At 57.5% G+C, this 26,019-nt stretch carries 22 protein-coding genes, 1 pseudogene and 1 riboswitch; of the genes and pseudogenes, 7 read left to right on the forward strand and 16 right to left on the reverse strand.

Annotated elements, in window-relative coordinates; translation table 11 throughout:
- The 5 genes from ribD to SCARR_RS14785 form a co-directional block, all read right to left on the reverse strand.
- Positions 1-1,011 carry a bifunctional diaminohydroxyphosphoribosylaminopyrimidine deaminase/5-amino-6-(5-phosphoribosylamino)uracil reductase RibD gene (gene ribD, locus SCARR_RS14765; RefSeq protein WP_136062446.1) on the reverse strand — a complete coding sequence of 337 codons (1,011 nt, stop codon included), beginning with the start codon at positions 1,009-1,011 and terminating at the stop codon, positions 1-3.
- 75 nt (positions 1,012-1,086) lie between these two features.
- Positions 1,087-1,977: a signal recognition particle-docking protein FtsY gene (gene ftsY / locus SCARR_RS14770; protein WP_136062447.1), complete on the reverse strand. Its 891-nt coding sequence runs from the start codon at positions 1,975-1,977 to the stop codon at positions 1,087-1,089.
- On the reverse strand, positions 1,977-2,435 hold the full coding sequence (nusB, locus tag SCARR_RS14775) for a transcription antitermination factor NusB (protein ID WP_136062448.1): 459 nt from the start codon (positions 2,433-2,435) through the stop codon (positions 1,977-1,979). The genes ftsY and nusB overlap by 1 nt, the downstream gene beginning before the upstream one ends.
- A gap of 5 nt (positions 2,436-2,440) precedes the next feature.
- On the reverse strand, positions 2,441-2,953 hold the full coding sequence (gene ribH / locus SCARR_RS14780) for a 6,7-dimethyl-8-ribityllumazine synthase (protein WP_136062449.1): 513 nt from the start codon (positions 2,951-2,953) through the stop codon (positions 2,441-2,443).
- Positions 2,954-3,010: 57 nt separating this feature from the next.
- Positions 3,011-4,204, reverse strand: coding sequence for a bifunctional 3,4-dihydroxy-2-butanone-4-phosphate synthase/GTP cyclohydrolase II (locus tag SCARR_RS14785; protein WP_136064629.1), 1,194 nt, complete (start codon positions 4,202-4,204; stop codon positions 3,011-3,013).
- An 89-nt stretch (positions 4,205-4,293) separates the two neighbouring features.
- A riboswitch (FMN riboswitch) is annotated at positions 4,294-4,422 on the reverse strand.
- 162 nt (positions 4,423-4,584) lie between these two features.
- On the opposite strand from SCARR_RS14785, the gene SCARR_RS14790 reads away from it, so the two are divergent.
- On the forward strand, positions 4,585-6,822 hold the full coding sequence (locus SCARR_RS14790) for a hypothetical protein (RefSeq protein WP_136062450.1): 2,238 nt from the start codon (positions 4,585-4,587) through the stop codon (positions 6,820-6,822).
- 284 nt (positions 6,823-7,106) lie between these two features.
- On the opposite strand, the gene SCARR_RS14795 is transcribed toward SCARR_RS14790, so the two are convergent.
- The 10 genes and pseudogenes from SCARR_RS14795 to SCARR_RS14840 all read right to left on the reverse strand — a co-directional run bounded on the left by SCARR_RS14795 (position 7,107) and on the right by SCARR_RS14840 (position 18,048).
- Positions 7,107-8,264 (reverse strand): ammonium transporter family protein, encoded by a 1,158-nt coding sequence (locus SCARR_RS14795; protein WP_136062451.1) that lies wholly within the window; start codon positions 8,262-8,264, stop codon positions 7,107-7,109.
- A gap of 362 nt (positions 8,265-8,626) precedes the next feature.
- A pseudogene (locus SCARR_RS14800) lies at positions 8,627-8,785 on the reverse strand (acyl-CoA dehydrogenase family protein); the annotation flags it as partial.
- Between the two features lie 217 nt (positions 8,786-9,002).
- Positions 9,003-10,157, reverse strand: a complete 1,155-nt coding sequence (locus tag SCARR_RS14805; protein WP_136064631.1) for an acyl-CoA dehydrogenase family protein — start codon at positions 10,155-10,157, stop codon at positions 9,003-9,005.
- A gap of 155 nt (positions 10,158-10,312) precedes the next feature.
- Positions 10,313-11,233 (reverse strand): thioredoxin-disulfide reductase, encoded by a 921-nt coding sequence (trxB, locus tag SCARR_RS14810; RefSeq protein ID WP_136062452.1) that lies wholly within the window; start codon positions 11,231-11,233, stop codon positions 10,313-10,315.
- 195 nt (positions 11,234-11,428) lie between these two features.
- Positions 11,429-12,433, reverse strand: coding sequence for an electron transfer flavoprotein subunit alpha/FixB family protein (locus SCARR_RS14815; RefSeq protein WP_136062453.1), 1,005 nt, complete (start codon positions 12,431-12,433; stop codon positions 11,429-11,431).
- On the reverse strand, positions 12,430-13,212 hold the full coding sequence (locus SCARR_RS14820) for an electron transfer flavoprotein subunit beta/FixA family protein (RefSeq protein ID WP_136062454.1): 783 nt from the start codon (positions 13,210-13,212) through the stop codon (positions 12,430-12,432). The genes SCARR_RS14815 and SCARR_RS14820 overlap by 4 nt, the downstream gene beginning before the upstream one ends.
- Before the next feature lie 186 nt (positions 13,213-13,398).
- Positions 13,399-14,325, reverse strand: coding sequence for a cysteine synthase A (cysK, locus tag SCARR_RS14825; RefSeq protein WP_136062455.1), 927 nt, complete (start codon positions 14,323-14,325; stop codon positions 13,399-13,401).
- 14 nt (positions 14,326-14,339) lie between these two features.
- Entirely contained in the window at positions 14,340-14,777 is a 438-nt protein-coding gene (locus tag SCARR_RS14830) for an RrF2 family transcriptional regulator (protein ID WP_136062456.1), read from the reverse strand.
- Between the two features lie 203 nt (positions 14,778-14,980).
- Complete coding sequence (locus SCARR_RS14835) at positions 14,981-17,284, reverse strand: heavy metal translocating P-type ATPase (RefSeq protein ID WP_136062457.1); 2,304 nt, start codon at positions 17,282-17,284, stop codon at positions 14,981-14,983.
- Positions 17,285-17,364: 80 nt separating this feature from the next.
- Positions 17,365-18,048: a sulfite exporter TauE/SafE family protein gene (locus SCARR_RS14840; RefSeq protein WP_136062458.1), complete on the reverse strand. Its 684-nt coding sequence runs from the start codon at positions 18,046-18,048 to the stop codon at positions 17,365-17,367.
- 180 nt (positions 18,049-18,228) lie between these two features.
- Between SCARR_RS14840 and SCARR_RS14845 the strand changes: the two genes are divergently transcribed.
- The 5 genes from SCARR_RS14845 to mutY all read left to right on the forward strand — a co-directional run bounded on the left by SCARR_RS14845 (position 18,229) and on the right by mutY (position 23,105).
- The gene (locus SCARR_RS14845) at positions 18,229-19,488 is read left to right on the forward strand and encodes a transporter associated domain-containing protein (protein ID WP_168433329.1); all 1,260 of its coding nucleotides are present in this window, start codon (positions 18,229-18,231) and stop codon (positions 19,486-19,488) included.
- An 18-nt stretch (positions 19,489-19,506) separates the two neighbouring features.
- A complete protein-coding gene (locus SCARR_RS14850; RefSeq protein ID WP_136062460.1) occupies positions 19,507-20,397 on the forward strand; it encodes a hypothetical protein in 891 nt (296 codons plus the stop codon).
- Between the two features lie 56 nt (positions 20,398-20,453).
- The gene (locus tag SCARR_RS14855) at positions 20,454-21,095 is read left to right on the forward strand and encodes a hypothetical protein (RefSeq protein WP_136062461.1); all 642 of its coding nucleotides are present in this window, start codon (positions 20,454-20,456) and stop codon (positions 21,093-21,095) included.
- A gap of 148 nt (positions 21,096-21,243) precedes the next feature.
- Positions 21,244-22,017 carry an HAD-IIA family hydrolase gene (locus SCARR_RS14860; protein ID WP_136062462.1) on the forward strand — a complete coding sequence of 258 codons (774 nt, stop codon included), beginning with the start codon at positions 21,244-21,246 and terminating at the stop codon, positions 22,015-22,017.
- Positions 22,014-23,105: an A/G-specific adenine glycosylase gene (gene mutY / locus SCARR_RS14865; RefSeq protein WP_168433330.1), complete on the forward strand. Its 1,092-nt coding sequence runs from the start codon at positions 22,014-22,016 to the stop codon at positions 23,103-23,105. The genes SCARR_RS14860 and mutY overlap by 4 nt, the downstream gene beginning before the upstream one ends.
- A gap of 179 nt (positions 23,106-23,284) precedes the next feature.
- Here mutY and SCARR_RS14870 read toward each other — a convergent pair whose 3' ends face one another.
- Entirely contained in the window at positions 23,285-24,367 is a 1,083-nt protein-coding gene (locus SCARR_RS14870) for an LptF/LptG family permease (protein ID WP_168433331.1), read from the reverse strand.
- A 103-nt stretch (positions 24,368-24,470) separates the two neighbouring features.
- On the opposite strand from SCARR_RS14870, the gene zwf reads away from it, so the two are divergent.
- Entirely contained in the window at positions 24,471-26,000 is a 1,530-nt protein-coding gene (zwf, locus tag SCARR_RS14875) for a glucose-6-phosphate dehydrogenase (protein WP_136062465.1), read from the forward strand.
- Positions 26,001-26,019: the final 19 nt, after the last annotated feature.

Raw genomic sequence — 26,019 nt, forward strand, 5'->3', positions numbered from 1 at the left:
CTATTTCTCCTGTTTCGCTTTAATCAAAATATCGTTGCCGACCTGCTCCAACGATTGGAACTTCAAGTTTTTCACATCGGAAATCAACCCGCCGGTTTTTCCAAAGTTTGGAAGCCCGTCGGCGCCCATCAGCTTCGGCGCGATGAAAAAGGCAAACTCATCAACGAGCCCCACTTCAATAAGTCCCGCCGCCAATTGACCGCCCCCCTCACAGAGGACATGCATCACATCATGCTTTTCCGCCAGCTCTTTCAAAATCACGCTCAGCGAACCTTCGCGCACCAGCGTTTGCTCTGCGTCTTCATCCGTCAGCACTTTTGAGCCGGCCGGAATGTTTTTTCCAACGACAATCCGCCAAGGTTTCCGACCATTGGAAGGCCGGGGCAGCAGAGACGGATCATCAGCGCGCACGGTTCCCGCGCCCACCATAACGGCATCCGCCCGGAGGCGCATTTCTTGCACCCGCTCGCGCGCTTCGGCCCCCGTGATCCATTTGGAGTCGCCGTTGCGGTCGGCAATCTTGCCGTCGAGCGTCGATGCCAGCTTGAGCGTAACGTACGGCATTCCGGTGGTGATGAATTTTTCAAACGGGGCGATCAGTTCGCGTCCCTCGGCTTCGCAAACGCCAGAGACGACCTCAACGCCAGCTTCTTTTAAAATTTCCAGTCCCCGTCCAGCGTGTGCGGGATTTAGATCAACAACCGACACCACAACACGGCCGATGCCCTTTTCGAGAATGAGGTCGGTGCAAGGCGGCGTGCGCCCATGGGTCGAGCAGGGTTCGAGCGTAACATAGAGCGTGGCGTTTTTCAGCGAGGTGGCAATCGGCGGGAGCTTGCCCAGACAATCGCGCTCGGCGTGGTCTTCGCCGGCTTTATGGTGCCAGCCCTCTGCAACGATGTAGTCTTCGAGCACCAGCACGGCGCCCACCGGCGGATTCGGGCGGGTCATCCCCTCGCCCAGCTTCGCCAGCTCAATCGCCCGCATCATATGTTTTTCGTCAACAGTCATAACTTGTAAACACTAAGACTCATAGCCCACTAAGATGCCACAAATTAATTCTTCGTGTTCTTAGTGCCTTCGTGTTTATTCTTCATTCGCATCTCCGAATAGAGCATCCACAAATTCTTCGCGGCTGAAGGGGACAAGATCGTCCTCGCCTTCGCCGAGGCCGGTGAAAAGGATCGGCACGTTGAGTTCGGAGCGCACGGAAAAGAGAAAGCCTGCCTTGGAGGAGCCGTCAAGCTTGGTGACGACGATGCCGGTGAGCGGCACCACTTCGTTGAACTGCTTGGCCTGGATGATCGCGTTCTGTCCCAGAGAGGCGTCGAGCACCATCCAAACATCGTGAGGCGCGCCTTCGAGCCGTTTGTTCATGGCGCGGCACATTTTAGGCAGTTCGTCCATGAGCGGGGTCTTGGTGTGCATGCGTCCGGCCGTATCCACCAGCACAACATCGCAGTCTTTTGCAAGCGCCGCTTCCACTGCATTGAACGCCACGCCGGCGGCGTCGGAGCCCATCTCGCCGCCGACAAAGTCGCACCCGACTTTTTCGCTCCACAGCTTAAGCTGCGAGGAGCCAGCTGCGCGAAAGGTGTCGGAACCGCAAAGCATGGGTTTGAGCCCCTGCCCCTTGGCCTTCTTGGCCAGCTTGGCAGCAGTGGTCGTTTTGCCGGAACCGTTTACTCCGAGCAGCATGAGTACATAGGCGTTCTGGCCGGTCGGCCAGGCAAACTCCGGGCCTTCCCCCAGCGCGTCCAACAGCATGCCTCGCAGCAATTCCTTACGCGAAGCTTTGCGCGGAGCGGATTCCAGCTCATCGACGATATCCATCACCAACCGCGCGGACACATCGGAACGCAGAAGGATTTCTTCGAGCTCTTCAACGTTCAGCTCGCCGGCCTCGGTGGCCGACGGCGAAAAAGCCTGCTTAATGATGCTGCGGGTCTTGGAAAGCGCGCCAAGCCAGCCAGCCATTACTTGCCTCCCTTGGGCTTGTAGGTGGTGCGGGCCGGGCGGTCGATTTCTTTGCGGATGCGGTCGAGCACCCCATTCACGAAGCGGCCGGACTGAAAGCTGCTGAAGTCCTTGGCGAAATGGACGGCTTCGTTGATGGAAACCACCGGCGGGACGTCTTCACGGTAAAGCATTTCGAACAGGGCCACGCGCATAACGGTGCGGTCGACAGCGCCCATGCGGTCGGAATTCCAGCGGGTGGCATATTCCGAAAGCTTCGCATCCAGCTCTTCCTTGTGTTGCACCACGCCCTTGATGACTTCCTCGGCATACGTCTTTTCGCGGGCATTGGGCTCTTTTTCCTCCCAAAAATCCTTCAGTGCGATATCGATCGGCTCAGGATTGAAATCGAGCTGAAAAAGAAACTGCATGATCCATTCGCGCGTCTCGCGCCGGCCGTTGACTTTTTTCTTCTGCATTAAAGTTATCCAATTTGTTTGTAGACGCGGGCGGTTTCGATGGCGGCTTCAGCCGCATACCACCCACGGGTGTTTTCGCCGCCGAGGCAACGCGCCTCGGCCTGCGCCCAACTACGGACGCCGACGATTTCATTGATGACCGGAAGCTGATGCCGGCAGGCAATATCAAGGATGCTCTGCCCGGTGGTGTCGATGATCATCTGGGCATGCTGCGTTTCCCCTTCAACCACCACGCCGAGCACAATCAGAGCATTATAGTTTCCGCTAGCCGCCATTTTTTCGGCAACCACGGGGATTTCGTAAGCGCCCGGCACGCGGACCATATCGATGGTTTCGCGCTTGGCCCCATTTTTTTCCAAACATTGATAGGCGCTGCGCGCCAGCTCGTCGGTCAGCTCGTCGTTGAACCGCGCAACAATAATCCCGAACCGCATGCCCGAAGCATCAAGGTTGCCAACAACCTGATTGGCACCGATGCCTTCTATTCGTTCAATCGCTTTTGAAATCCCTTTTCCCATAACAAACTCCTTGCGTGACGAATGAGTCGTGACCGGAACATCACGCCTCACGTCTCACTAAATAATATGTCCCATCTTATCGCGCTTGGTCGACAGGTAAAAACCGTTATGCTCCGACGGTGGAAACACCAGCGGAACGCGTTCGGCGATTTCGATGCCGTATTTATCCAATCCAGAAATCTTCGCCGGATTATTCGTCAGCAAATTGACTTGGGTCATGCCCAAATTATGCAGAATCTGGGCGCCGACGCCGTAGTCGCGCAGGTCGGCGTTGAAGCCCAAGTGCTCGTTGGCCTCGACCGTGTCCATGCCTTTTTCCTGCAGCTCGTAGGCGTGCAGCTTCTTGGCCAGGCCAATGCCGCGGCCCTCCTGGCGCATATAGACGACGGCACCATAGCCATGCTGCTGAACCGCATGCATGGCAGCGTGCAGCTGGGCGCCGCAGTCGCACCGCATGGAATGAAACACGTCGCCGGTCAAACATTCGCTATGCACGCGCACCAACGGCGTCTTTCCTGAGTCTGCATCGCCGCACACCAGCGCAAGGTGATCCTTGTTATCGACGACAGAACTGTAGAGCTTCAAGCGGAACGGGCCGGCATCGGTCGGCATGTTTATTTCGCGCTCAAGATGGATAAGCGGCTCGTGGAGATAACGGTATTTAACGATTTCCGAAACCGCCGTCATTTTCAGGCCGTGCTTGTCGGCAAACTTGCGCAACTCGATGACGCGCATCATTTCGCCGTCGTCCTTCATGATTTCGCAGATGACGCCGGCGGGCTTCATGCCGCAGATCCGGGAAAAATCGACCGTGCCCTCAGTATGGCCGGCACGCTCCAACACGCCGCCCGGAACCGCCTTGAGCGGAAATAAATGGCCGGGCTTGATGAAGTCAGCCGCCTGACTCGTCTCAGAAATCAATGCCGCAACGGTATTGGAGCGGTCGGCGGCGCTAATGCCGGTGGTGGTTCCCTCGCGGACATCCACCGAATCCATAAACGCCGTATGGTATTTATCGGACGAATGCGCCGGAACCATGTGCGACAAGCCCAGCCGTGAGAGCTGGTCATCCTCCATCGGCACGCAGACTAAGCCACGGGCGTGGGTAATCATGAAGTTGATCACTTCCGGCGTGGTCTTTTCCGCGGCGCAAATCAAGTCGCCTTCATTTTCACGGTTTTCATCATCAGTCATTACGATGATTCCGCCGTTTTGGAATGCCTCTATCACATCCTCGATCGGATCGAATATACTGTCGCTCATATTTATACCTTCCAGCTAAAAAGCCCTAAAGGGCGTACGCCTTCAGGGCTTTTTGGGAAATGCACAACGCTGCGCGAATCCATCTTCTCTCATCCAGACTTTACTGTCGGTTGCAGAATTTCACTGCATCCTATTGCTCCAAACATTGGAGCAACTCGCGGACTGTCACCGCCGGTCGGGAATTTCACCCTGCCCTGAAGATCGAGAGAATATGCTTCAAGTTCACGGGGCGCGCAAGTGAAATTGTGTGTCAATGATGCGCCTTTCACGTTTGGTGCATCCGTCTTTTAACCTTCAGTAGGGTTTGTCATCCCATATTGCTTTTGGCATGGTTCGAATTGTTTTTGCAGCTTCGATTTAGGGGAAACATGGCGAAAAAAAAATATTCATCCGAACTATGCGCAGCATTGGCCGCCGCCGCGGGCGATCCGCTGCTGAAAATCGTCCACCGCCCTGTCCGCTATGAAAACGGAACCGTGCTGCCGATCGACATCACCGGAGTGCTTCCGGCCATTGAAGGCCGAGCCGAGCTAACAGTCGATAAATTCCTCGGAGGCGGCTTCGCCGGGCAGGTCTACCGCTGCAAGCTCACCGGGCTCGATCTTCCTGAAGACATTCCGGGTCTGGAGCGCGGCAAGCTTTACGCCGTTAAGATTGTCATTCCCCCGAGCGCCTTTTCCCGCTGGTTCCGCAACACCACCTATTGGCTCGCCTTCCAAGGGCCGTTCAGCTCGCAGGTCAACCATGGCGCCTGCCGCGCCGGCCTCGCCTGGCAAAAGCTCGTTCGGCAAGCCGGCCTCATCAAGTTTGGCCGCACAACCGCCGTCAAGGATGCGTACGCCTCATTTTGGGACGCCAACCTCAACGCCTACGGCGAAATCACCGAATGGGTCGAAGGCCGCATGTGGAACCTCGAAGCCGACGAAGACATTGCCAAGCGCTTTGACTGGAAAAACGTGCCGCTCGAAGAAACCGGCAGCCCCGAATATGTCGACAAGCGTCGCTTCATGCGCGACATGGTCGAGCTAATGCACGATCTGGGCGCCCCTGAATTTGCCCGCCAGTACGAGTGGTCGACGATGAAGAGCCAGCCCAACTGCATGAAGCGCACCGACACCGAAGACGGCGGCCTCTGCGCCATCGACTTCCGCGCCGGCCTCGCCCTCCTCCCGTGGCTGCCTATGAGCCCCGGCGACTTTAAGCTCATTTTCGACGGCCTGTTTAAACGCCACACCCTCGTACAGTTCGACCGTTGCGACCTTGCCAAAATGGATGCCTTTATCGCCCAACATCCCGAGGTGTTCGAAGAGGTTCAGCCGATGATCGACGAGCTGAAAACCCAAGACCGCGCCTATCGCCGCTCCCTGCCCGACATCACCCACCACGGCCTGCGGATCACCTTCGACAAAGCGCTGCAGAAAGACGTCATCGCCGGACTCGTAGAAGGCTATTTGGCCGACGACCTCGTCGATGAAGCCTTCGCTGAAAAACTGCGCCAGGGCGGCTTGGCCTTCTCATTCTTCCATCTGCTCGGCGCCGTCCCGGTCCTCGGAAAAATGATCCGCCAGCGCTGGGGCAGCAAAGCCTTCCGCCAGCATATGCTCGGCATCTTCACCAAGCCGGACTATTTCAAAATGGCGTTCAAGGCACGCGCTGCGCACGACTTGATCAGCTGGCACCGCGCCGGACGCACCGACGAAGCGCGCACCCGCAAACTCGCCGAAAAGCCCGGCCTGTTTTTCCTTGAGCGCTTTACCGTCGGATTGCTGCCGATTGGACTGCATCGCTTGGCGCTGCGCCCGATCATCGCATGGAACGGCTTCGTGGCCTTCTTCAAATTCATCTACGACTTTGCCAGAGACGAAGCCTTCCGCGAAAAATGGTTCCTCGACCAAGTCGCCGAAGGCGAAGCAGACGGCATGCTCTCCAAAGAGGAGCACGATCACATCGTCTCCATCATCAAAGAGCCCTACATCGTCAAATATCTCAAGAGCATGGCGGTGCACTTCTGCACCATCCCCGTCACCCAGATCGTCAGCGTCATCACCGGCGGATTTGTTGCCGCCTACGTGCTCAGCAAAGGCGGAACGAAGACTGACGCGTCGCTGGCCTTCGCCGGCGTGGTCGCCCTCTTCCAGGTCACGCCGATCTCGCCCGGCTCACTCTGCCGCGGCTTCTATGTGGTCTATCTGATGATCCGCGAACGCAACTGGCGCGACTACCTCGTCGCCTGCCCGCTCTCGTTCGTGAAATACATCGGCTACCTCGCTTTCCCATTGCAGATGACCACCACCTATCCGCACCTCGCACGTTTCCTTGTCAGCCTGCGCGCCACTTCGGTAGTTCACATCATCCCCGTCTTTGGCGAGCATGGCGCGTTGCTCGAACACTGGGTGTTCGACCTCTTCTTCAATATCCCGCAAATTATGGGACGTCACACCAAGGGCCTGCTCACCGCATGGATGCTGCTCGGCATGGCCGTCATCATTCCCGCGCTGTTTATGGCAGAAAGCGCCAAGAGCTGGATCGGACTGATGATCGCCCTCACCGCCGTCTTCATCTGCCCGCGCATCCTCTTCTACCCCATCCTCAGCCGCGGGAAATAAGCCGGCGTTTTTTCAGAACATTTTGCGCCCAAAGCTGTCCATAAACATTGAGGGAGTTTCCCTTAAGCTGGCGACACGGAGGTGTAAATCGCTAACAGATGCCCTTGTCCAGATTGTGTTGACTCATGATCGACAGGCAAATAATACGCATAAAGCTCCTGATGCCCAGCGGCCCCGGAAAAGCGCGCCGGGGCTTTTTTTTGCATCTACTCCAACCCACGCAACAAAAAACCCCGGCGAACAGGCGCTTGCTGGAGGGGTGGCGGCCTAGGAAGGATTCACCTTTAGTCGAGCTCCTCTTCGTCGTCATAGGGAGTGATGCGGCTGCCGGCAAACGACAGCAGCTTGCCGGCAACGAGCCCCGTCAGAATCGCCAGCACAATGGTGATTCCAATTCCTGAAAGCTGCGCGCCGACGTCGATGCCTTTCACAACAAACAGCGCAACCAAGCCGCCGAACAGGCCAGGCAAGCCGTGCAGATGCAATACGCCGCAAGTGTCCGTCTTCTTGATCAGGTTTTGCAGCTTGTCTTGGATTACGGCAAAGCCGAAGGTGGAAATTGCGCCCGCACCGATGCCGATCGCAAATGCAATGGCCGGAACGGTGCGGTCGCAAGTGGAGCCAATGGCCACGCCGCCGGCCAGCGTTGCATTGGCAATATCCGCCACGGAAACTTTCTTGCGGAGCGCCAGCGAAACGAAGTAGGTCGCGAGGGTGGAGCCGCACAGGGCAAGGATTACGTTCACGACCGTGCCGAGGATGGCCGAGGGCTCCACCAATGCCGCGCAGAAGCTTGGCCAGAAAATCCACAGCACCATGCTGCCGAGCAGCGAAAACCGGTCGCTCGTCGCATCGGCTTCGATGGGCGTCTCGAATTCCTTTTTGCTGGTGAGGGAAAAAATGGAGCCCAATCCAAACAGCGCGCCGAAGGCGTGGATGACGATGGAGCCGCCGGTATCGACCAATGCGCCATGCTCAATCAGCCCCAGCCCGCCTTCGAGCAGTATCCACTCGTTGAGCGAGTAGCACGGAACAAACAGGATCGCCAGCAGCATATATTGGAACAGCTTCAAGCGGCCCAGCACGGCGCCCGCGCAAATCAGCAGGCCGGCCGCGCTGAATTCAGCCAGAATCAACCGGTCGATATCGAGTTCAACACCGCCCATGATGCCCAGCGAGTCCTTCAGGAAATAGAGCGGGATCGCCACGCTCACCAGCAGATAGGTGGCTGTGGCCGCCGAGCGGCCGTATTTTTTCACAAACACCATCAGAAAGCCGAAACCGACCAGCAGCATCGCCATCACATGGATGGCCCGGAAATATTTTTGCACATTAACCACATCCGCCAAGCTTACGGCCCCGGCTGCTTCGGAACCATGCGACCAAGCGGTCAGCGACATGAAGGCCAGGGCCAGCATGGGTAGTAGTTTAATTCGCGGCATATCTATTCTCTCCTGTTGTTAGTTTCCCGACCAGCGGGAACTGCATCCCCAAACAACAGAAAAAGCCACAATGGAGCGTCTGCGCCGAACGGCATAACAGCCCCCCGGGCGCGCCGTATTTTCCATTGGTTCTGTTGCATCCTCTGGCACGAAGCGGAACCCCAGCCAACCAGCCAGCCACCCCGAACCAACAAAAACCCACTATCAAACACATAGTAGGGAGCCATATTCTACATGGCAATGTGTTATGGAGATTGATTCGCCGCCCCGCCCCACGTAACACAAAAACCCCGCCGAAAACGACGGGGTTTGGCTGGAGGGGCGGACGCTGTCCGCCCGGTCGCACGGCGTGCGACCCTCCGCTAGATCGAGGCGTATTCCTTGACGAGGGAGTTGCCCACGATATCGCGCTGAATTGGGTTGGTGCCTTCGTAGATCTGGAGGATCTTAGCATCGCGCATCATCTTTTCAACCGGATATTCCTTCATGAAGCCATAGCCCCCGAGCACCTGGACGGCATCGGCGCAACCGACACCAACCGCTTCTACCACATTCAGGCCGAACCGCCGCTAAGTCCGTAGAGCGGCGTGGGGCCGGATTCCGATCCGGCGCCCCTGCGGATGGAAGACGGCAGATCGGAGTCCACCGCCACGGAAAAGAAAAACCCCGCCGAAAACGACGGGGTTTGGCTGGAGGGGCGGACGCGGTCCGCCCGGTCGCACGGCGTGCGACCCTCCGCTAGATCGAGGCGTATTCCTTGACGAGGGAGTTGCCGACGATGTCGCGCTGGATCTGGTTGGTGCCTTCGTAGATTTGCAGGATCTTGGCATCGCGCATCATCTTTTCGACCGGATATTCCTTCATGAAGCCGTAGCCTCCGAGCACCTGGACGGCGTCAGTGGTGACGGACATGGCGACGTCGCCCGCATAGTATTTGCACATGGCGGAAATCTTGGAGACGTCCTTAATGCCGGCGTCGAGCGTGCGACAGGCGGCGTAAGTGATGGCACGCGCGGTTTCCACCTTGGTGGACATTTCGGCGAGCATCCAGAGCAGGCCCTGGTTGGCAATGATCGGCTTGCCGAACTGCTTGCGCACCTTGGCATACTTGACGGCTTCGTCGAGCGCGCCCTGTGCTAGGCCAACGCCCTGCGCGGCGATGCCCGGGCGGGAAACGTCGAATGTTTTCATGGCGAGCAGGAAGCCCATGCCTTCGCGGCCAATCAGGTTTTCTGCCGGGACTTCGCAATCTTCAAAAACGAGTTCGCGGGTGGCGGAAGCGCGGATGCCTAGCTTGTCTTCCTTCTTGCCGAAGGAGAAGCCGGGGGTGTCCTTTTCAACAATGAAACAGGAAACGCCGCGGGCACCTTTGGCTTTGTTGGTGACGGCAAAGACGGTATAGATGTCGGCTTCGCCGCCGTTGGTGATCCACTGCTTGGTGCCGTTGAGGACATACTTGTCGCCCTTCTTCACTGCGGAGGTCTGGATGCCGCCCGCGTCGGAGCCGGCATTGGCTTCCGTCAGACCGAAGGCGGCCCATTTTTCGCCGGAGGCCAGCGGAGAGAGGTATTTTTTCTTCTGCTCGTCAGAGCCGCCGATAATGATCGGGTCGGCGCCGAGGGCGTTGGCGGCGTAGGAGACGGAAACGCCGATGCAGTATTTTGACATGGTTTCAACGGCCATGCAAAAGCCGAGTTGATCGGCGCCGAATCCGCCGTATTCTTCGGGGATGTACAGCCCCATCAAATCCATTTGTGCAAGTTCGTTCAACAGATCTGCCGGAAAGATGCCCTTTTCGTCGAGTTCCGCACGAACCGGAACAATACGTTCTTTACCGAAATCGTCGATCAGATCGACGATTTCCTGCTGCTCTTCGGTGATACCCCAATTGATAGCCATGTCTGTTTCTCCTAGTTAATTAACCCATTCTTTATTTTTGAATTTTGAATTTTGAATTTTGAATTTCGGGTCTGCGACAGCTTTTCTTGTTAAGAGGCCAACGCCAACTGAGTTCTACAAATCAAAAATCGGCAATCTAAAATTCTCCGTCATTCCCCTTGCGCTTCGAGGAAGCGCTCGGCTTCCAGCGCGGCGGCGCAGCCCGTTCCAGCAGCGCTCACCGCCTGGCGGTAGATCGCGTCAGACACATCGCCCGCTGCATAGACCCCTTCATACTTGGTCTTTACGCCGTCCGCGATCAGATAGCCGACTTCGTCCATATCGAGCTGTTTAAACGCGTCCGTGTTCGGCTTGTGGCCGATGGCTGAGAAGTAGCCCTTCGCTTCGATATCCGTCGTTTCGCCGGTCTTCACGTTTTTGATCCGCACGCCGGTCACACCGGTGTCGTCACCGAGAATTTCCTCAATAGTGGAATTCCAGGCCATCTCGATTTTCGAATGGTTGACGGTGCGGTCGGCCATGATTTTGGAGGCGCGCAGCTCATCGCGGCGGTGCACCAGCGTAACCTTCGACGCAAAGCGCGTCAGGAACATCGCTTCTTCGCAAGCGGTGTCGCCGCCGCCAACCACCACAATCGGCACATCCTTGTAAAAAGCCCCGTCGCAGGTGGCGCAGGCGGAAACGCCTCGGCCCATAAATTTTTGCTCGGACTCGATGCCGAGATATTTTGCTGTTGCACCAGTAGCGATAATAACGGTCTTTGCTTCGATCGGGTCGCCGGCCATCATTTCCAGCTTGAACGGACGTTTGGAAAAATCGGCCTTCTGAACGGCGTCATATTGCAGGAACTTTGCGCCGAAACGTTCGGCCTGCGCCTTGAACTTGTCCATCAGCTCGGTGCCGTCGATGCCGTCCGGGAAGCCCGGAAAGTTTTCGACTTCAGTGGTGGTGGTAAGCTGTCCGCCCGGTTGCATGCCTTCAATCACGAGCGGCGCCAGATTGGCGCGGGCAGCGTAAACCGCAGCCGTCAGACCGGCAGCACCGGCTCCAATGATTACAACATTTTCCATATCAGATTCCTTATCGTTGGATTAATGGATGAATGAATTACAGGATTGGGGCTCCAGTTTCAAACCGTCAATCCATCCAATCCACCAACCGAACCGAAAAATATCGAACAAAGAATGTTGAATTTCGCAGGAGCTGTACTTCTTTATTCATCAGTTCCTTGTTCGTTATTCGATATTCACGCGGCTTGGCCGCGCTTACGATGCTTTTGCTGCAGCGATCTGCTTCTGGAATTCCGGCACGATTTGGTGCAGGTCGCCGATGAGGCCGTAGTCGGCGATATCGAAGATCGGCGCGTCGGGATCCTTGTTGATCGCGATGATCATGTCGGAGCTCTGCATGCCGGCCAAATGCTGGATGGCGCCAGAGATGCCACAGGCGATGTAAATCACCGGGCACACGGTCTTTCCGGTCTGCCCCACCTGGTGGTGGTGCGAAATCCAGCCAGCGTCCACGGTGGCGCGCGAAGCACCGACCGCCGCGCCCAGCTCGGAGGCGAGATCGTAGATGACCTTGAAGTTTTCGGGCTTTCCTACCCCGCGCCCGCCGGAAACGATGAATTGCGCGGCGTTGAGGTCGATGCTGTTGTTGTCCGCTTCGTGAACGGATTCCAAACGGCGCATGCGTTCCGGCACGCCGGAGAGGTCGACTTCGTACGGAATCTGCTCGCCGGCTTCGCGGTCCGAAAGCTTGGTCTTTTTGAAGACGTTGGAGCGGACGGTCGACATTTGCGGACGGTGGTCGGGGCAAATGATGGTGGCCATGATATTGCCGCCAAACGCCGGACGGGTCTGCAGCAGGTTGCCTGCTTCAACGTCGAAGTCGAGCTCGGTGCAGTCGGCGGTGAGACCGGCGTCAACCATTACGGCCACGGTCGGTGCAAGGCTGCGGCCGATGGTGGTTGCTCCGTAGAGGACGATTTCCGGCTTCTTCTCGTTGATCAGCTGGGCGACTGCGCGGGAATAGTAGTCGTTCTGGTAGTCGGCCAGTTTTGGATCGTCGATTGTATATACCTTCTTGGCGCCAAAGTTGTAAAGCTCTTGGCACAACCCGGCTCCGTCTGCGGAAGGCAGTACGGCGGCCAGCGTGAAGCCCGCCTTGTCGGCCAGAATCTGGCCCTGGCTGAGGAGTTCCTGCACCACACCGGCAATTTTGCCCTCGCGCTGCTCTGCGAATACCCAAAGTTCCTTTGTCGTGCTCATAGTACGTGTTGCTCCTTCAGCTTTTTAATCAGTTCCGCAATCATTTCGGACGGCTCGCCGGAAAGGATTTCCTTGTTCAGCTTGACCGGCGGCGCGAAAACCTTGCTCACTTTGGTGGGCGATCCGGCCAGACCGATGTTTTCTTCGACCGGCTGAAGCTCCTCGACGCCCCAGCAGGGAATCTCGGCCTTCTTGGCAGCCATCTTTTTCTTGAGCGACGGCATGCGAAGCTGGTTGGCCTCTTTTACAACCGTGAGAGCGGCGGGCTTGTCGATGTCCCAGATTTCGTAGCCGTCTTCGGTAACCTTGTCCACTTTGAAGGTGTCACCAGTGACTTCGACCGCCTTGGCGTAGGTCAGCATCGGGATATCGAGGAAGTGCGCCACGCCGGGGCCTACCTGCGCGGTGTCGCCGTCGATGGCCTGCTTGCCAAAAAGAACAAGATCAACACCTTCGATCTTTTTGATGGCGAGACTGAGCGTATAGGATGTTGCCCATGTATCGGCGCCGCCAAATTTGCGGTCGGAAACCAAAATGGCTTCGTCCGCCCCGTGCGAAAGCGCGGTACGCAACGCTTCGTCGGCCTGCGACGGCCCCATGGAGATGACGATGACCTTTCCACCGTGCAGATCCTTGAGCTGCAACGCCATTTCGAGCGCGTTCTCGTCGAACGGATTAATAATGCTTGGAACTCCTGCGCGATTCAGGCGATTAGTCTCGCGGTCAATCGTGACCTTGTCTGAATCGGGCACCTGCTTGATGCATACTACGATGTTCATGAACACCCCTTTCCCGAGTTATAAATAAAGGGGGGACAATAGGTCAGCCGGAGCGCCCCCTCAAGCCCAAACGCCCACAAGTCATCGGCACTTTCCTCGATCCACCCAAAAACGCGCCGCCCAAACGCAAAAACGCCGGATTCCAAAGCATGGAAATCCGGCGTTCGCCAGCCTCTGATGAAAGGCCTACCTTTCTTCGAAGAGCCAGGTGGAAAGGTAGCGCTCGCCCGTGTCGCAAATCATGGTAACGATCATCTTGCCTCTGTTTTCGGAGCGCTTGGCCAGTTCGATGGCCGCCAGCACGTTGCCACCGGCGGAAATGCCGCACAGAATGCCCTCTTCCTTGGCCAAACGACGCGCCATAGCACCGGCAGCGTCGCCATCAACGCCGATCACTTCATCGATCAGACTCATGTCCAGATTGTTTGGAATGAAGCCGGCTCCGATGCCTTGGATTTTATGGGCGCCCGGCTTGCCGCCGGCAATGACCGGCGACTTGGCCGGCTCAACCGCCACGGCTTTGACCTCGGGCTTCTTGGCCTTCAAGCCAGCCGCCACGCCGCTCAGCGTGCCGCCCGTTCCAACGCCAGCCACAAAAACATCGACCGCGCCGTCCGTGTCCTCCCAGATTTCTTCTGCAGTAGCCACACGGTGGATCTCAGGGTTGGAGGGGTTGTCGAACTGCTGCAGCATGATGGCTTCGGGATTTTGTTCAACGAGCTTTTCGGCGGCGGTGATCGCGCCGGGCATGCCCTCTTCCGCCGGGGTGAGCACCAGCTCGGCGCCGAGCACCTGCAGCAAACGGCGCCGCTCGATGCTCATGCTTTCCGGCATGGTGAGAATCAATTTGTAGCCCTTCGCCGCGGCAGTGAACGCCAAAGCGATTCCCGTGTTGCCGCTCGTCGGCTCAATCAACGTGGAGCCCGGCTTGATCAAGCCTTTCTGCTCAGCGTCTTCAATCATAGCCACGCCGATGCGGTCCTTCACGCTGCCCAACGGGTTGCGCGACTCCATCTTCACCACTACCGTGCCCGGCAGGCCCTTGCCAATACGGCCGAGCTTCACCAGCGGGGTGTGTCCTACAGTTTCGGTTATGTTTTCATAAACAGGCATCGTCTATCTCCAATTTAAATATTGAACATGATGGGTTGGTCGGCCGTGCGCCTAACATAGTCGTCGTGCAATTCCTTGAGGGTAATCTTCGAGAAATAGATCCGGAGCTCATCACTGGCTCCCTGCCACACACGCTGCACCACGCACTTGTCGGAGTTGCTGCAGCCTTCCGCCAGGCAGCCCACCAAATTGATGTCGCCTTCCGACGCCGCCAGGACATCGTAAACGGTGATATCGGCCATGTCCTTGGCCAGACGAAAACCGCCGCGCAGGCCGCGGACGCTGTTTACAAGGCCGGCGTTCTTGAGCGGCACAATGATTTGTTCGATGTAGTCGGTTGAAATTCCTTCCTGCTCAGAAATCCGTTTTTTCGGCACGGGCAGATCCCCTTCGAGGCGGGAAATGCAAAGCAGGATGCGAGTGGCGTAGCGGCCTTTAGTTGATAGCTTCATAGTTTGGGTCTCCTTCAAACGGTCATTTTGTTATAACTTTTATCATCTATAAATGGTGAGTGCTTTACCCGTCAAGACCATTCACGCAAAAAAGAGTAAGGGTATTATGGAATAAGCCGCAGGGAGGCTGAAACAGAGGCCCCTTCGCCCCAACCCCAGAGAGGCTTCGTCCTCCCCGTCCAGCATGCCCCACCCGCCCCATTTCACTTCTTATTCGGTAAACTCATGCCGTACATCGAGTTAAAGATGACCACCAGATTTGAAAAAACCATGCCGACGGCGCAATATTTGGGCGAAAGCCATCCCACGCCGGCGAGGAACATGCCGACCGCATTGTACAGAAACGCCCAGCCATAATTCAGCCGAATCTTGTGGCGCACCTTGCGTTGCATGAAAGGCAGATCCCGCAGTTTTCCAATCTCAGGAACCATAAATACAGCATCCGCGCTCATCTTTGCCGGAATCTGTCCGGAAAAGACCGCCAGCCCGAAATCGGCGGCCGCCAGCGCCTGCGCATCGTTGATTCCATCGCCCACCATCATAACCGTCTTGCCCCTTGCCTGCAGCGCCGCAATTTCGCGCTGCTTGTCGCCGCTGCCCATCTCGCCTCGGAAATCCGTCATGCCAAGCTCACAGGCCACCTGCCGCACCACCGCATTGCGGTCGCCGGAAAAAATACAAGGCTCAACGCCCTCAGCCTTGAGGTCGGCGACAAGCTGTTTTGATTCGTCGCGGACGGCATCCTGCAGACCGACCACTAAATAGCACTGTTCGGCGTCCCCAAACATGACGATGGTAGAATTTTCCAACCCCGGCGGAATCCCAACGTCAGGAAACAGCTCGGCGCTTCCGGCGAGGTAGTGCTTGCCGTCGACTTTGGCCGACACCACGGTGCGGGCAACCGTCCGGTCGGTAATCGGCCGGGGCGCGCCCACCGCGGCCAACGCCCGGGCGATCGGATGCTCAATGCCGTTCTCGAGCGACGCGAGCAGATTGAGATAATCCTTTTTTTCATCGACGAGCCAAACGATGCTGCGCACCTCTGGCGCGCCGCGCGTGAGCGTGCCGGTTTTGTCGAACACCACCACCGAAGGCTTAAGCGCCAGCACGGCGCCGTTGAAGATTTGAATGCCGAGCCCGCGCACCCGTTCAATCGCCGCCGTGAGCACCATCGGCTCGGCAATGCCGAACGCGCACGGGCACGCCACAATCAGCACGCTCAAGAGACGGATGATGGCTTCGCCGCGGTCGCCCCACAGCAGATTGCCAAACAGGACCAGCACCCCAACGGCCACTACGATCGGCACAAACACCTGGCTGATCTTGTCGCCCATCGAAAGCTGTTCTTTGCGGGTATTGAAGGCTTCGATGGTGCTGTCGACAATCTTTTGAATGAGGTTGCTGCTGCCCGCCGCCGGAACCGAAAGGCGGGCGTTGGCGGAGAGCAGTTTGGCGCCTGCGCCAACATAGTGGCCCTGCTCCAGCGAAACCCCGTGCGACTCGCCCGTGATCAGGCTGAAGTCAAATTCGGCAGCGCCCATCAACACGCCGTCGGTCGGGACAATCTCGTCGCGCAGCACCAAAAACTCCTGCCCGGGCTGAAGGTCCTCAACGGCGGCATAGTCATCGGCCTCTACGCGCGCTTTTTTCGGCAGCTGCCACGAGAGCGAGCTGACGCGCCGGCTCAGCTTTTTATAGAAGCTTCCCGAAATCAGATTGCCTGTTTCGATGAGCATCAGCAGCAACGCTACGACATCGAAGTAGAGATGGGCAAAATCTCCGGTGACCATGGAGAAGACCGAATAGATCCACGCCGCCGTGGCCGAGAGAAAAACGAGGCTCTCCATCCGGTACTGGCGCATGACGATCTGGCGGAAGCCGGCCAGCATGGTGTTGCGCGCGGCATAGAGCGGCACGAGCGTGCCAAATACGGCAAGCAGGACTGAACAAACCAGCTGCATGGCGAACGGCACCTCCCAGCTCTCGGCGGAGTAGACCACGAACGAAATCATCATGTTGTTCAGGGCAAAGAACCAGCCGGCGCCAAAGCGGAAATAATCGTAGCCCGCGCGGTCCGCATCGGCGCCCTCGTAGAACTGGTAGCCCAGCTTTTCAATGTTGGCATGGATGTCGTCCTTGCCAATCTTCATCGGATCGTAGGAGAGCGTGCAGGTTTCGGCGATAAAGTTGAGGTTGACGTTTCCCACCCCGGCCAGTTTCCCGAGGCTGTGATGCACCAGCCAGGAGCAGGCCGGACAAACCATGCCGCCCACGAGAAAACAGAGGTCCTGCCCGTTCTCGATTTCCGGAGCGTCGGCCACCTCCCCCGCCTCGCCGCCGCCACCGGGAAAAACGCCTTCAAGCAGGGATTGGATCCGTTCATCGCGCTCGGAGCCCTCGAGCCCCATCTTGCCTACGATGGTATAGACCGCCGCGCAGCCCGGACAGCAAAACTCGCCCGCCCCGCCGGGAACGCTTCGATTACAAACTATGCAACGGTCAGCCATGAATCATTATTCTCGCACTAAGCCACAAAGAAACAGGAGCGTTTATGCCTTAGTGGCTTCGAGACTTTGTGCGAACCCTCCTATTGAGCGGGTGGAATTAGTTTGAAAGCAAACATTACAACATAGAACACGCCGATCGACAGGCAGATCCACGGGAAGGCCTTCTCAAAGCGGGCGCCCCATTTCTTATCGACGAGGCGGCCGAGCGAAATGCCCAGCTGCATGAAAAAGGTTTGGGTGACCACGAAGGCCAGCATAAACGCGCCGCCCTTCCACCAAACACCCGTGCCGATGGCCATCGCAAAGGCGGCATAAAGCATGCCGCAGGGAATCAGCGTAGTACACACTCCGCCGGCAGTGAGCTTGCCGAGCCCTCCGCTGAAAAAGCGCGACATCCAGCTCGTCTTCGGCGCCTTCAGCCCCTTTTTACGGAATGCGTAGCCGGCAATGAAAAACATCATTATGCCGGGAAAGAGGAGCGACAGCAGCGCACCGCGGAGCGGATGGGCGCCCTCTTGGCAGCAATAGTGCGCAGGGCCAATGTTAATGAACTCGCCGAACGCACCGAACAGCAGGCCGGCGAGGGTGTAGCCGACGATGCGGCCTAGATTGAACAGCGACAGCGCCTTGAGACTTTTATCGCGGTGGAGCGCACAAACGGATACGTGCAGCGGGCCGCACATGGCGTAGCAGTGCGGAATGGCAACCCACCCGAGTGCGGAACCGGCAATGATGGCAGCAATGATCTCTTTCATAAGGTGCATTACACTATCACCTATTCCTGCCGATGCAATTCCCCCCTCGGATTTTTACAGCCGTCTCGTGGTGAAAAAACAGCAGTTTGACTGGTAATCCAGCAGGTCTTTCGTTTAGCTGTGTGACATCTGCCGGCGTTGCGACTTATTAGCCGGCTTTAAAACGCACAGGAAACATAGACCCCATTGATGAACGACATTCTGACTGAGTACTTTTTTTACAGCATCGCCACGCTGCTTCTGGCCTCCACGCTGGCCACGGTTTTCACCTCCCTGCGCTTTACCGGCGACGCCGGCGTGCCCCGCTTGATCGAGCGCGAAGGCAAACACACCAAACGGCTTGAATTCTGGCGGCACCGCTGGAATCTACTCACGAAAGCCGCCCGCCTGCTGCTCACGCTGACCGCCATTGCCACTTTCATTCTTTTCTATCTCGCTCTACAGGAATGCGGCAAAGGCTTTACCGTGGCGGCCCTCTTCCTGCTTTCGCTGCTCTACATGCTCGTTGCGCGCATTATCCCGTACGTGCTGTCGGAAAGCTATGCCGACCGCATCTCCCTCGCCGCACTTCCGATGATTGGAACCCTGACGCTGCTGCTGTATGCTTTTGTCTGGCCGCTGCAGTTTATTGAAGACCGCCTGCTGCACCATGCCATGTCATCCTCGGACGAAGAGGACCGCCCTTCGACGGAAGACGAAATCAAAAGCCTGATCGAAGAAACCGATGAAGAGGCCCTCGAAGAGGAGGAGCGGGAAATCATCCGCAGCGTGTTCGAGTTTGGCGAGACGATCGCCCGCGAAATCATGACGCCGCGCATCGACATTCAAGGATTCAAGGACACCTTGACGCTGAACGAGTGCATCGATCAAATCAAAGATTCGCGCCACTCCCGCTTTCCGGTCTACCACGAAAACATCGATGATGTTGTCGGCCTGCTTCACGTTAAAGAGCTCCTCCGGCTCGGGGCCGACAGCGCCAGCGAAACGACGGTCAGCCAGCTCGCCAAGAAAATCGATTATGTCCCCGAAACGATGCCGCTCAACGACCTGCTGCAGCTCATGAAGAAGTCGCATGCGCAAATGGTGCTGGTGGTCGATGAATACGGCGGCACCGAAGGCCTCGTCACCATGGAGGACGTCATCGAAGAGCTCGTCGGCGAAATCGAGGACGAATACGACCTTAAAGAAAACGAATTGCAACGGCGGCCGGACGGCTCCGTGATGGTTCAGGCGCGCATGCCGATCTATGAGCTCAACGAAGAGCTCGACGCCAAGCTGCCTGAAAACGATGAATACGACTCGCTCGGCGGCTACATCTTCTCCCGGCTCGGGCGCATTCCCAAATCGGGTGAAACCCTCGAAGCCCCCGGCTACACCCTGCGCATCCATTCCGCGACACAGCGGCAGATCCAAGTTGTCCACATGCTGCCCTCCACCAACGTCCAATAGAGAAAGGAACCTCCCGACATGAAAAGAACCGTTGCAATCCTGACCCTCGTTCTGGGCGTGTCTGCCGTTTTTGCCGGCGACTCCGTCAAAGAATACTACGAACAGCAGAAGGCGGAAATCGCGCCGACCTTCCAACCGCCGGAGCTCGGCTCCGAGGTCTCCGTTAAACTGGCGAACGGACAGCCGCGCACAGGCATCCTAATGAAGCTCGGCGCCACGGACATGACGCTCTTGACCGACACCGGCAGCGTGGCCTACAAGCGCACTGCGCTCCACGAAACTTCGCGCGCCGTCTTTTTCGCCGAAGACTTCGCCCACGCCGAAGCCGTCGTCAAAACCCGCGAATTCAAGCAGCAGCTCAATATGGAGAACATGGCTGAAGAACAAGCCAACCTGCACGAAGCGAGCCTTGCCGTCTCAGCCAAAGTGGAGAAGTCATCCGAGAGCGAGAGCGAGAACGAAGACAAGAAAAGTAAAAACAGCGGCGAAATCAATACCACAACCACAACCACCAAAACGCGCACTGAAGTGCAGCGGCTTAAAGCCACCATCACTAATGCCACCACCCATCCGGACACCTATACCGTGGAATGGTTCTTTTTAGGCAAGGCGGTTAAAACGGACGACAAGGCAGACGAGAGCCCAACCACGATTCATAGCACGGACTCCAAAAAGGTCACCGTTGAGGCGCGCAAACGAACCTTCGTCGACATTGCATCCGATCCATTTGTGATTCAAAAAATCGAAACCAACCGAAGCAGCGGATACAGCGGCGACGCCAGAATCAAGGAAAGCGGCGTCGAAAACGAAGGCTGGATCGTCCGCCTCAAATACGGTTCTGAAATTCTCGACCAAAAAGCCAGCTCCAGCATCTTCGCTTCCGACGAGTGGACCTCAAAACTTCGGTAGCCCGACGCCTTCACACCTGAACGAAAACATAACTTCAACCCAATAGGAGAAAACGAATGAATATAAGAACAGCCCTGTCCATTGCGCTAACGACAACGGCATTCAGCCTTGCGCATGCCAAACCCGCCCAAACCCACAGAGCCAGCGTAGCGGCCTCCGGAAAACTCGAAAAGAACAGCGAGAGAAGTAAATCCGAGAAAGGCTCCTCTGTCACTAAAACAGAAACGGAAACCCAGACCTACTTACTCGACATGAAGGTCAATAACCTTTCCCCCCAAGAAGACACCTTCGATCTTGAATGGTTCTTCATCAAACGCCCTATAGAGAGCAATGGAAGCAAAGGCGAACCCCAAATTTGCGAAAAGGGAAAAGAAACCCTTACCATCGCCGGACGCAAGCGCACCGCGCATAAGGCCGAATCAAAACCCGTCAGTTATGTAGAAACCAAAACCTCCAAGGAGTCCTCCGGCAACAGCAGCAACAACAACAGTTCGTCCTCAAAAAAGAATATCTCCGGCGACGTCTATGCCGGCTACATTGTTGTGGTGCGGCGCGACGGAAAAATCCTTGCTAAATCATCCAACGAGCGGTCCTTTCTGTCCGATAAATGGCTCTACAGCATCGACAACCCCATCCGCGCAACCAGCTCTTCCAAAAAGACGAGCAGCTCCAAGAAAAAGAAGGCCAAAAAGAAATAAATGGGCCGACCGTTGTCGCCAGCGGGAAATGCGGTGGGTGCGGAAAACAGATATTAAGCTGAATACGCTCGACCCGGCTTCCAGACTTTGGAGAATACGCCCCGGTTTCCAATCGTTGGAGCCGGGTTTTTATTTTGGAGAAGCGGCAATGGAAAACATACGCAGCAAGAAGGCCTTCATTTGCGACATGGACGGCGTCATCTACCACGGCAACAAGCTCCTGCCGGGCGTCCCCGAATTCGTCGATTGGCTGAAGAGGGAAGATAAGCGCTTCCTGTTCCTGACCAACAGCAGCGAACGCGCCCCGCGCGAGCTGCAGGAAAAGCTCGCCCGCCTCGGGCTCGATGTGCCGAAGGAGCACTTCTACACCAGCGCCCTGGCCACCGCCGCCTTCGTCGCCAAGCAGGCGCCCGGCTGCTCGGCCTACGTCATCGGCGAAACCGGGCTTAGCAACGCGCTCTACGACGCCGGCATCAGCATGAACGACGTCAACCCCGACTATGTCATCGTCGGCGAGTCGCGCAACTACACCTACGAAAGCATTCTGCGCGCCGTCAAGTTTGTCCAGCAGGGCGCCAAGCTCATCGGCACCAATCCCGACCAAACCGGCCCCACTGAGCAAGGCATGGTGCCCTCCACCGGCGCGCTGATCTCGCCGATTGAAAAAGCCTCGGGCCAAAAGGCATACTTTGTCGGCAAGCCCAACCCGCTGATGATGCGCACCGCCCTCCAAAGGCTGGGCTGCCAACGCGAGGACACCGTCATCGTCGGCGACCGCATGGATACCGACATCCTCGCCGGCGTCGAATCAGAGATTGCCACCGTACTCGTACTGAGCGGATGCACCTCCCGCGCGGAGGTCAACGCCTTCGCCTACCGCCCCGACCAAATCCTCGACGGCGTGGGAGACATCCTCGGATGAACAAAATAAAACGCGCGGTAAAGGCCCGGCTGCTGCCGTGGTTTGCCGCCAACAAACGCAGCATGCCGTGGCGCAGCAACCGCACGCCCTACCGTGTTTGGATTTCGGAGCTGATGCTCCAGCAAACGCGCGTCGACCAGGCCACGCCCTACTTCCACCGCTTCATGAAGCGCTTCCCGTCGCTCAAATCGCTGGCGGCCGCCTCGCAGGAGGATGTGCTTAAAATGTGGGAGGGGCTCGGCTACTATTCCCGCGCGCGCAACCTCCACAAAGCGGCGCAGATTATTGCAGCCGACTACAGCGGACGCTTCCCGCGCGATCCGGCAGAAATCCTCAAGCTTCCCGGCATTGGCGGCTACACCGTTGCCGCCATCGGCTCGCTCGCCTTCAACCTCGACATGGCCGTGCTCGACGGCAACGTCATCCGCGTGCTCTCCCGCCTGACCGCCTACACCACCGACACGCGTACCACGACCGCGAAGAAAGAACTTCAGCAGCTCGCCGACGAGCTGCTCGTGAAGGGCGACGCCGGCAACTTTAACGAAGCGATGATGGAGCTCGGCGCCACCGTCTGCCTGCCCAAGAATCCGCAGTGCGGCGAATGCCCAATGTCAAAGGTCTGCCTCGGCCATGAATCCGGACGCCCCACCGACTACCCCGTCAAAGCGCCCAAAAAGAAAACGCCGCACATGGTCGTCGGCGCGGCCGTCGTCACCAACCGCAAAGGCGAAGTGCTGATTGCCCAGCGGCGCGAAAAGGACATGCTCGGCGGCCTTTGGGAATTCCCCGGCGGAAAGCAGGAAACCGGCGAAACCATCCAGCAATGCATTGTGCGCGAGCTGAAGGAAGAACTCGGCATCAACATCGAAACCTGCGGCTTCCTCGTCACCGTCAAGCACGCCTACAGCCACTTCACCATGGATCTGCACACCTACTTCGCCAAAATAAAATCCGGCCGTCCCCGCCCGCTTGAATGCCAGAACTTCCAATGGCTGAAAATCTCCGACCTCCGCAAAGTCCCCTACTCCAAAGCCGACCTGAACATCATCGCCGAACTCGAAAAACCGAATGGTTTAAAGAAAGGTTAACGGCCCGGAAAACCGTCGATATCTGATGGATATCTGCATGAAAAACCAGGTTGTACCGCCATGGTTTTCTTTATGTTTCGGTCCGGAAACTCTGCCCGCACAGGCGGCGATGAAACGCCTCCCTCCAAGAGAAGGTGGAGGGACGCCGGCCTCGGCGCCCATCGGTTGCACGGGGATCTTTAGCGCATGCGGTGGATCATGCTGTAGCCGATGACGGCGAAAACAACGACGGCGGGCCAGGGACCGGCCCAGGGGGGGATGATCATTTGCTTGGCGAGGTATTCCATCGAAAACTGCATGGCGTAGAAGCCGAAGAACATGCTAATGGCGAGCATGATGCCGGCGAAGGCGCCTTTACGGCCGGTGTGCGCACCGACGGGGATGCCGATGATGGTGGCTATGAGGCAGACGAAGGGCATGGTGAGCTTGTGGTGGATGTCGACATGCTTGGAGGTGATGGTGGCTTTGGAGAGATGCTGGTGGGTGCGGATGTATTTCCACAGCTCGTAAGAGGATTGGTGGGCGGTGTCTTTGGCCTCACCGAGAAAGTCTTCAGGGATTTCTGGGAGGTCGCGCATTTCGCGCACCTGGAAGGTTTCAGCAGGGCCGTCGAGATTGCTGTTGAGATCGAAGCGCTGGACGGCGCCGTCTTCGAACCACCAGCGGCCATCCATCCACATGCCTTTCTTGGCGGTGTATTTCAGGGCGTCGCTGCCGTCGGCGCGTTGCCGGCGGAGGGTGACGCCGCGCATGGTGTAGTTGCGGGTGTCGAAGCTTTCAATGTACCAGCTGTGGCCGGCAGTGGGGTTTTTGTAGGGGATATGCTCGAAATAGACGTCGTCGGACTCGTCTTTCTGGCTTTGGAGCAGCTGGTAGGCGCGGTAAGCGTATTTTGGGCCGGTGTATTCGTTGACGCCCGCGGTCAGCAGGAAGCAGACAAAGCCGATGCCGAGGTAGGGGCGGACGATGCGGTGAATGTTGACGCCGCAGGCGCGCATGGCCACAATTTCGCTGTGGCGCGTGAGCAAGGAAAGGCTGTAGAGCGTGGCGAGCAGCAGGCAGATCGGCACGATGAAGATGACCAGCGAGGGGAGCTGCAGGCTGTAGTATTTCGCCATCATCAGCACCGAAGCCTCGGTTTTCATGAACTTTCCGGCGTTGTTCATCAGGTCGGCAACGATGAACAGCAAGGTGAACAGCACCAGCAGGTAGAGCAGCGGTTTGAGCATGTTGTTGAATAGGTAGCGACCGAGAATCTTCATAAAATATGCGCGTACGGTAGCGCGTAAACGCAGCCACGGCAAGCGTTGAAAAGCGCGTGCCGCCGGTGTAGGGTTTCCGGCAATCAACAAGGAGTTTCCCCTCATGAGCGCAACTGGAATGATTGGCGAAAGCCGGGTCCACGATCCCGTTACCATCGTGATTTTCGGCGCCTCCGGCGACCTGACGCACCGCAAGTTGATCCCGGCGCTCTACATGGCCTATGCGCAGGAGCTGCTTCCCGAAAACTTTACCATCGTCGGATTGGCCCGGCGCGACTACGACAACGAAGTGTTCCGCACTATGCTGGCGGACTCGATTGCGGCATTTTCGCGCGTGCCGCCGGACGATGAAACGGTGGCGCGCTTTGTTGCGCACATCCGCTACCACCAGGGCGATATTTCCACGCCAGAGGTTTATGCCGGGCTGAAGGAAAAATTTCAGGATGTGGAAACCTATCCCGAAAACCGCCTCTACTACCTGTCCATCATCCCGTCGCTGTTCGAGACCGCGGTGCGGTCGCTGAAGGAGTCCGGCATGGTGGCCCAGCCGGGGGGCGCGCCTTGGACGCGCGTGGTGATTGAAAAGCCGTTCGGCAAAGATCTGGCCAGCGCCAAGGCCCTGAACGCCCAGCTGCTGCGCCATCTTGACGAATCGCAAATCTACCGCATCGACCACTATCTCGGAAAAGAGACGGTGCAGAACATTCTTTCGTTCCGCTTCGCCAACGCCATTTTCGAACCGGTGTTCAACCGCAGCTATGTCGACCACATCCAGATTACGGCCTCCGAAACAGTCGGAATGGAAAAGGGGCGCGGCGGCTACTACGATGAATACGGCGCCATCCGCGACATGATTACCAACCACCTGCTGCAGCTGCTCTGCTTCGTGGCGATGGAACCGCCCGGCGACCTCTCGGCCGACGCCATCCGCAATGAAAAGGTCAAGGTGCTCAATGCCGCCAAGCTCGATGTCCGCAAGGATATTTCCGACGCGGTCTGCCGCGGGCAGTATGCCGCCGGCATGGAGGAGGACGGGCAACCGATCAAGGGCTACCTCGAAGAGGAGCGGATCGATCCGGCTTCGACCACCGAAACCTTTGCCGCGCTGCGGCTGATAATCGACAACTGGCGCTGGGCGGGCGTGCCGATCCTGCTGCGCACCGGCAAGCGCATGGCCAAGAAAACCACTGAGGTCGCCGTGCAGTTCAAGGTGCCTCCGCTGCAGCTCTTTCAGCAGATCGAATGCGAGGGCGACGTGTGCGACATTGCCCGCATTAAGCCCAACACCCTCATTTTCCAGATCCAGCCCAACGAAGGCATCTTTCTCAAGGTCGGCACCAAGCGGCCCGGCATGCGCTTTGTGGTGGAAGACGTGAAAATGGATTTTTCCTATTCCGGCACCTGGAACAAGTCGTTGCCCGAAGCCTATGAACGGCTCCTGCTCGACACGCTCCACGGCGACTCAACCCTGTTCACCCGCTCCGACGAAGTCGAGGCCGAGTGGCGCGTCGTCCAGCCCATCTTCGACCAGATCGACCAGCTCAAGCCTTTTGCCTATCCGCCCGCCGCCTGGGGCGTGCCCGAAGCCGACTGGCTCTTCCACGGGATGGAGGGCGCTTGGCGAAACAAATAGTTTTCCAATGCCTGCAAAC

This window comes from Pontiella sulfatireligans, assembly GCF_900890705.1.
Taxonomy (GTDB): domain Bacteria; phylum Verrucomicrobiota; class Kiritimatiellia; order Kiritimatiellales; family Pontiellaceae; genus Pontiella; species Pontiella sulfatireligans.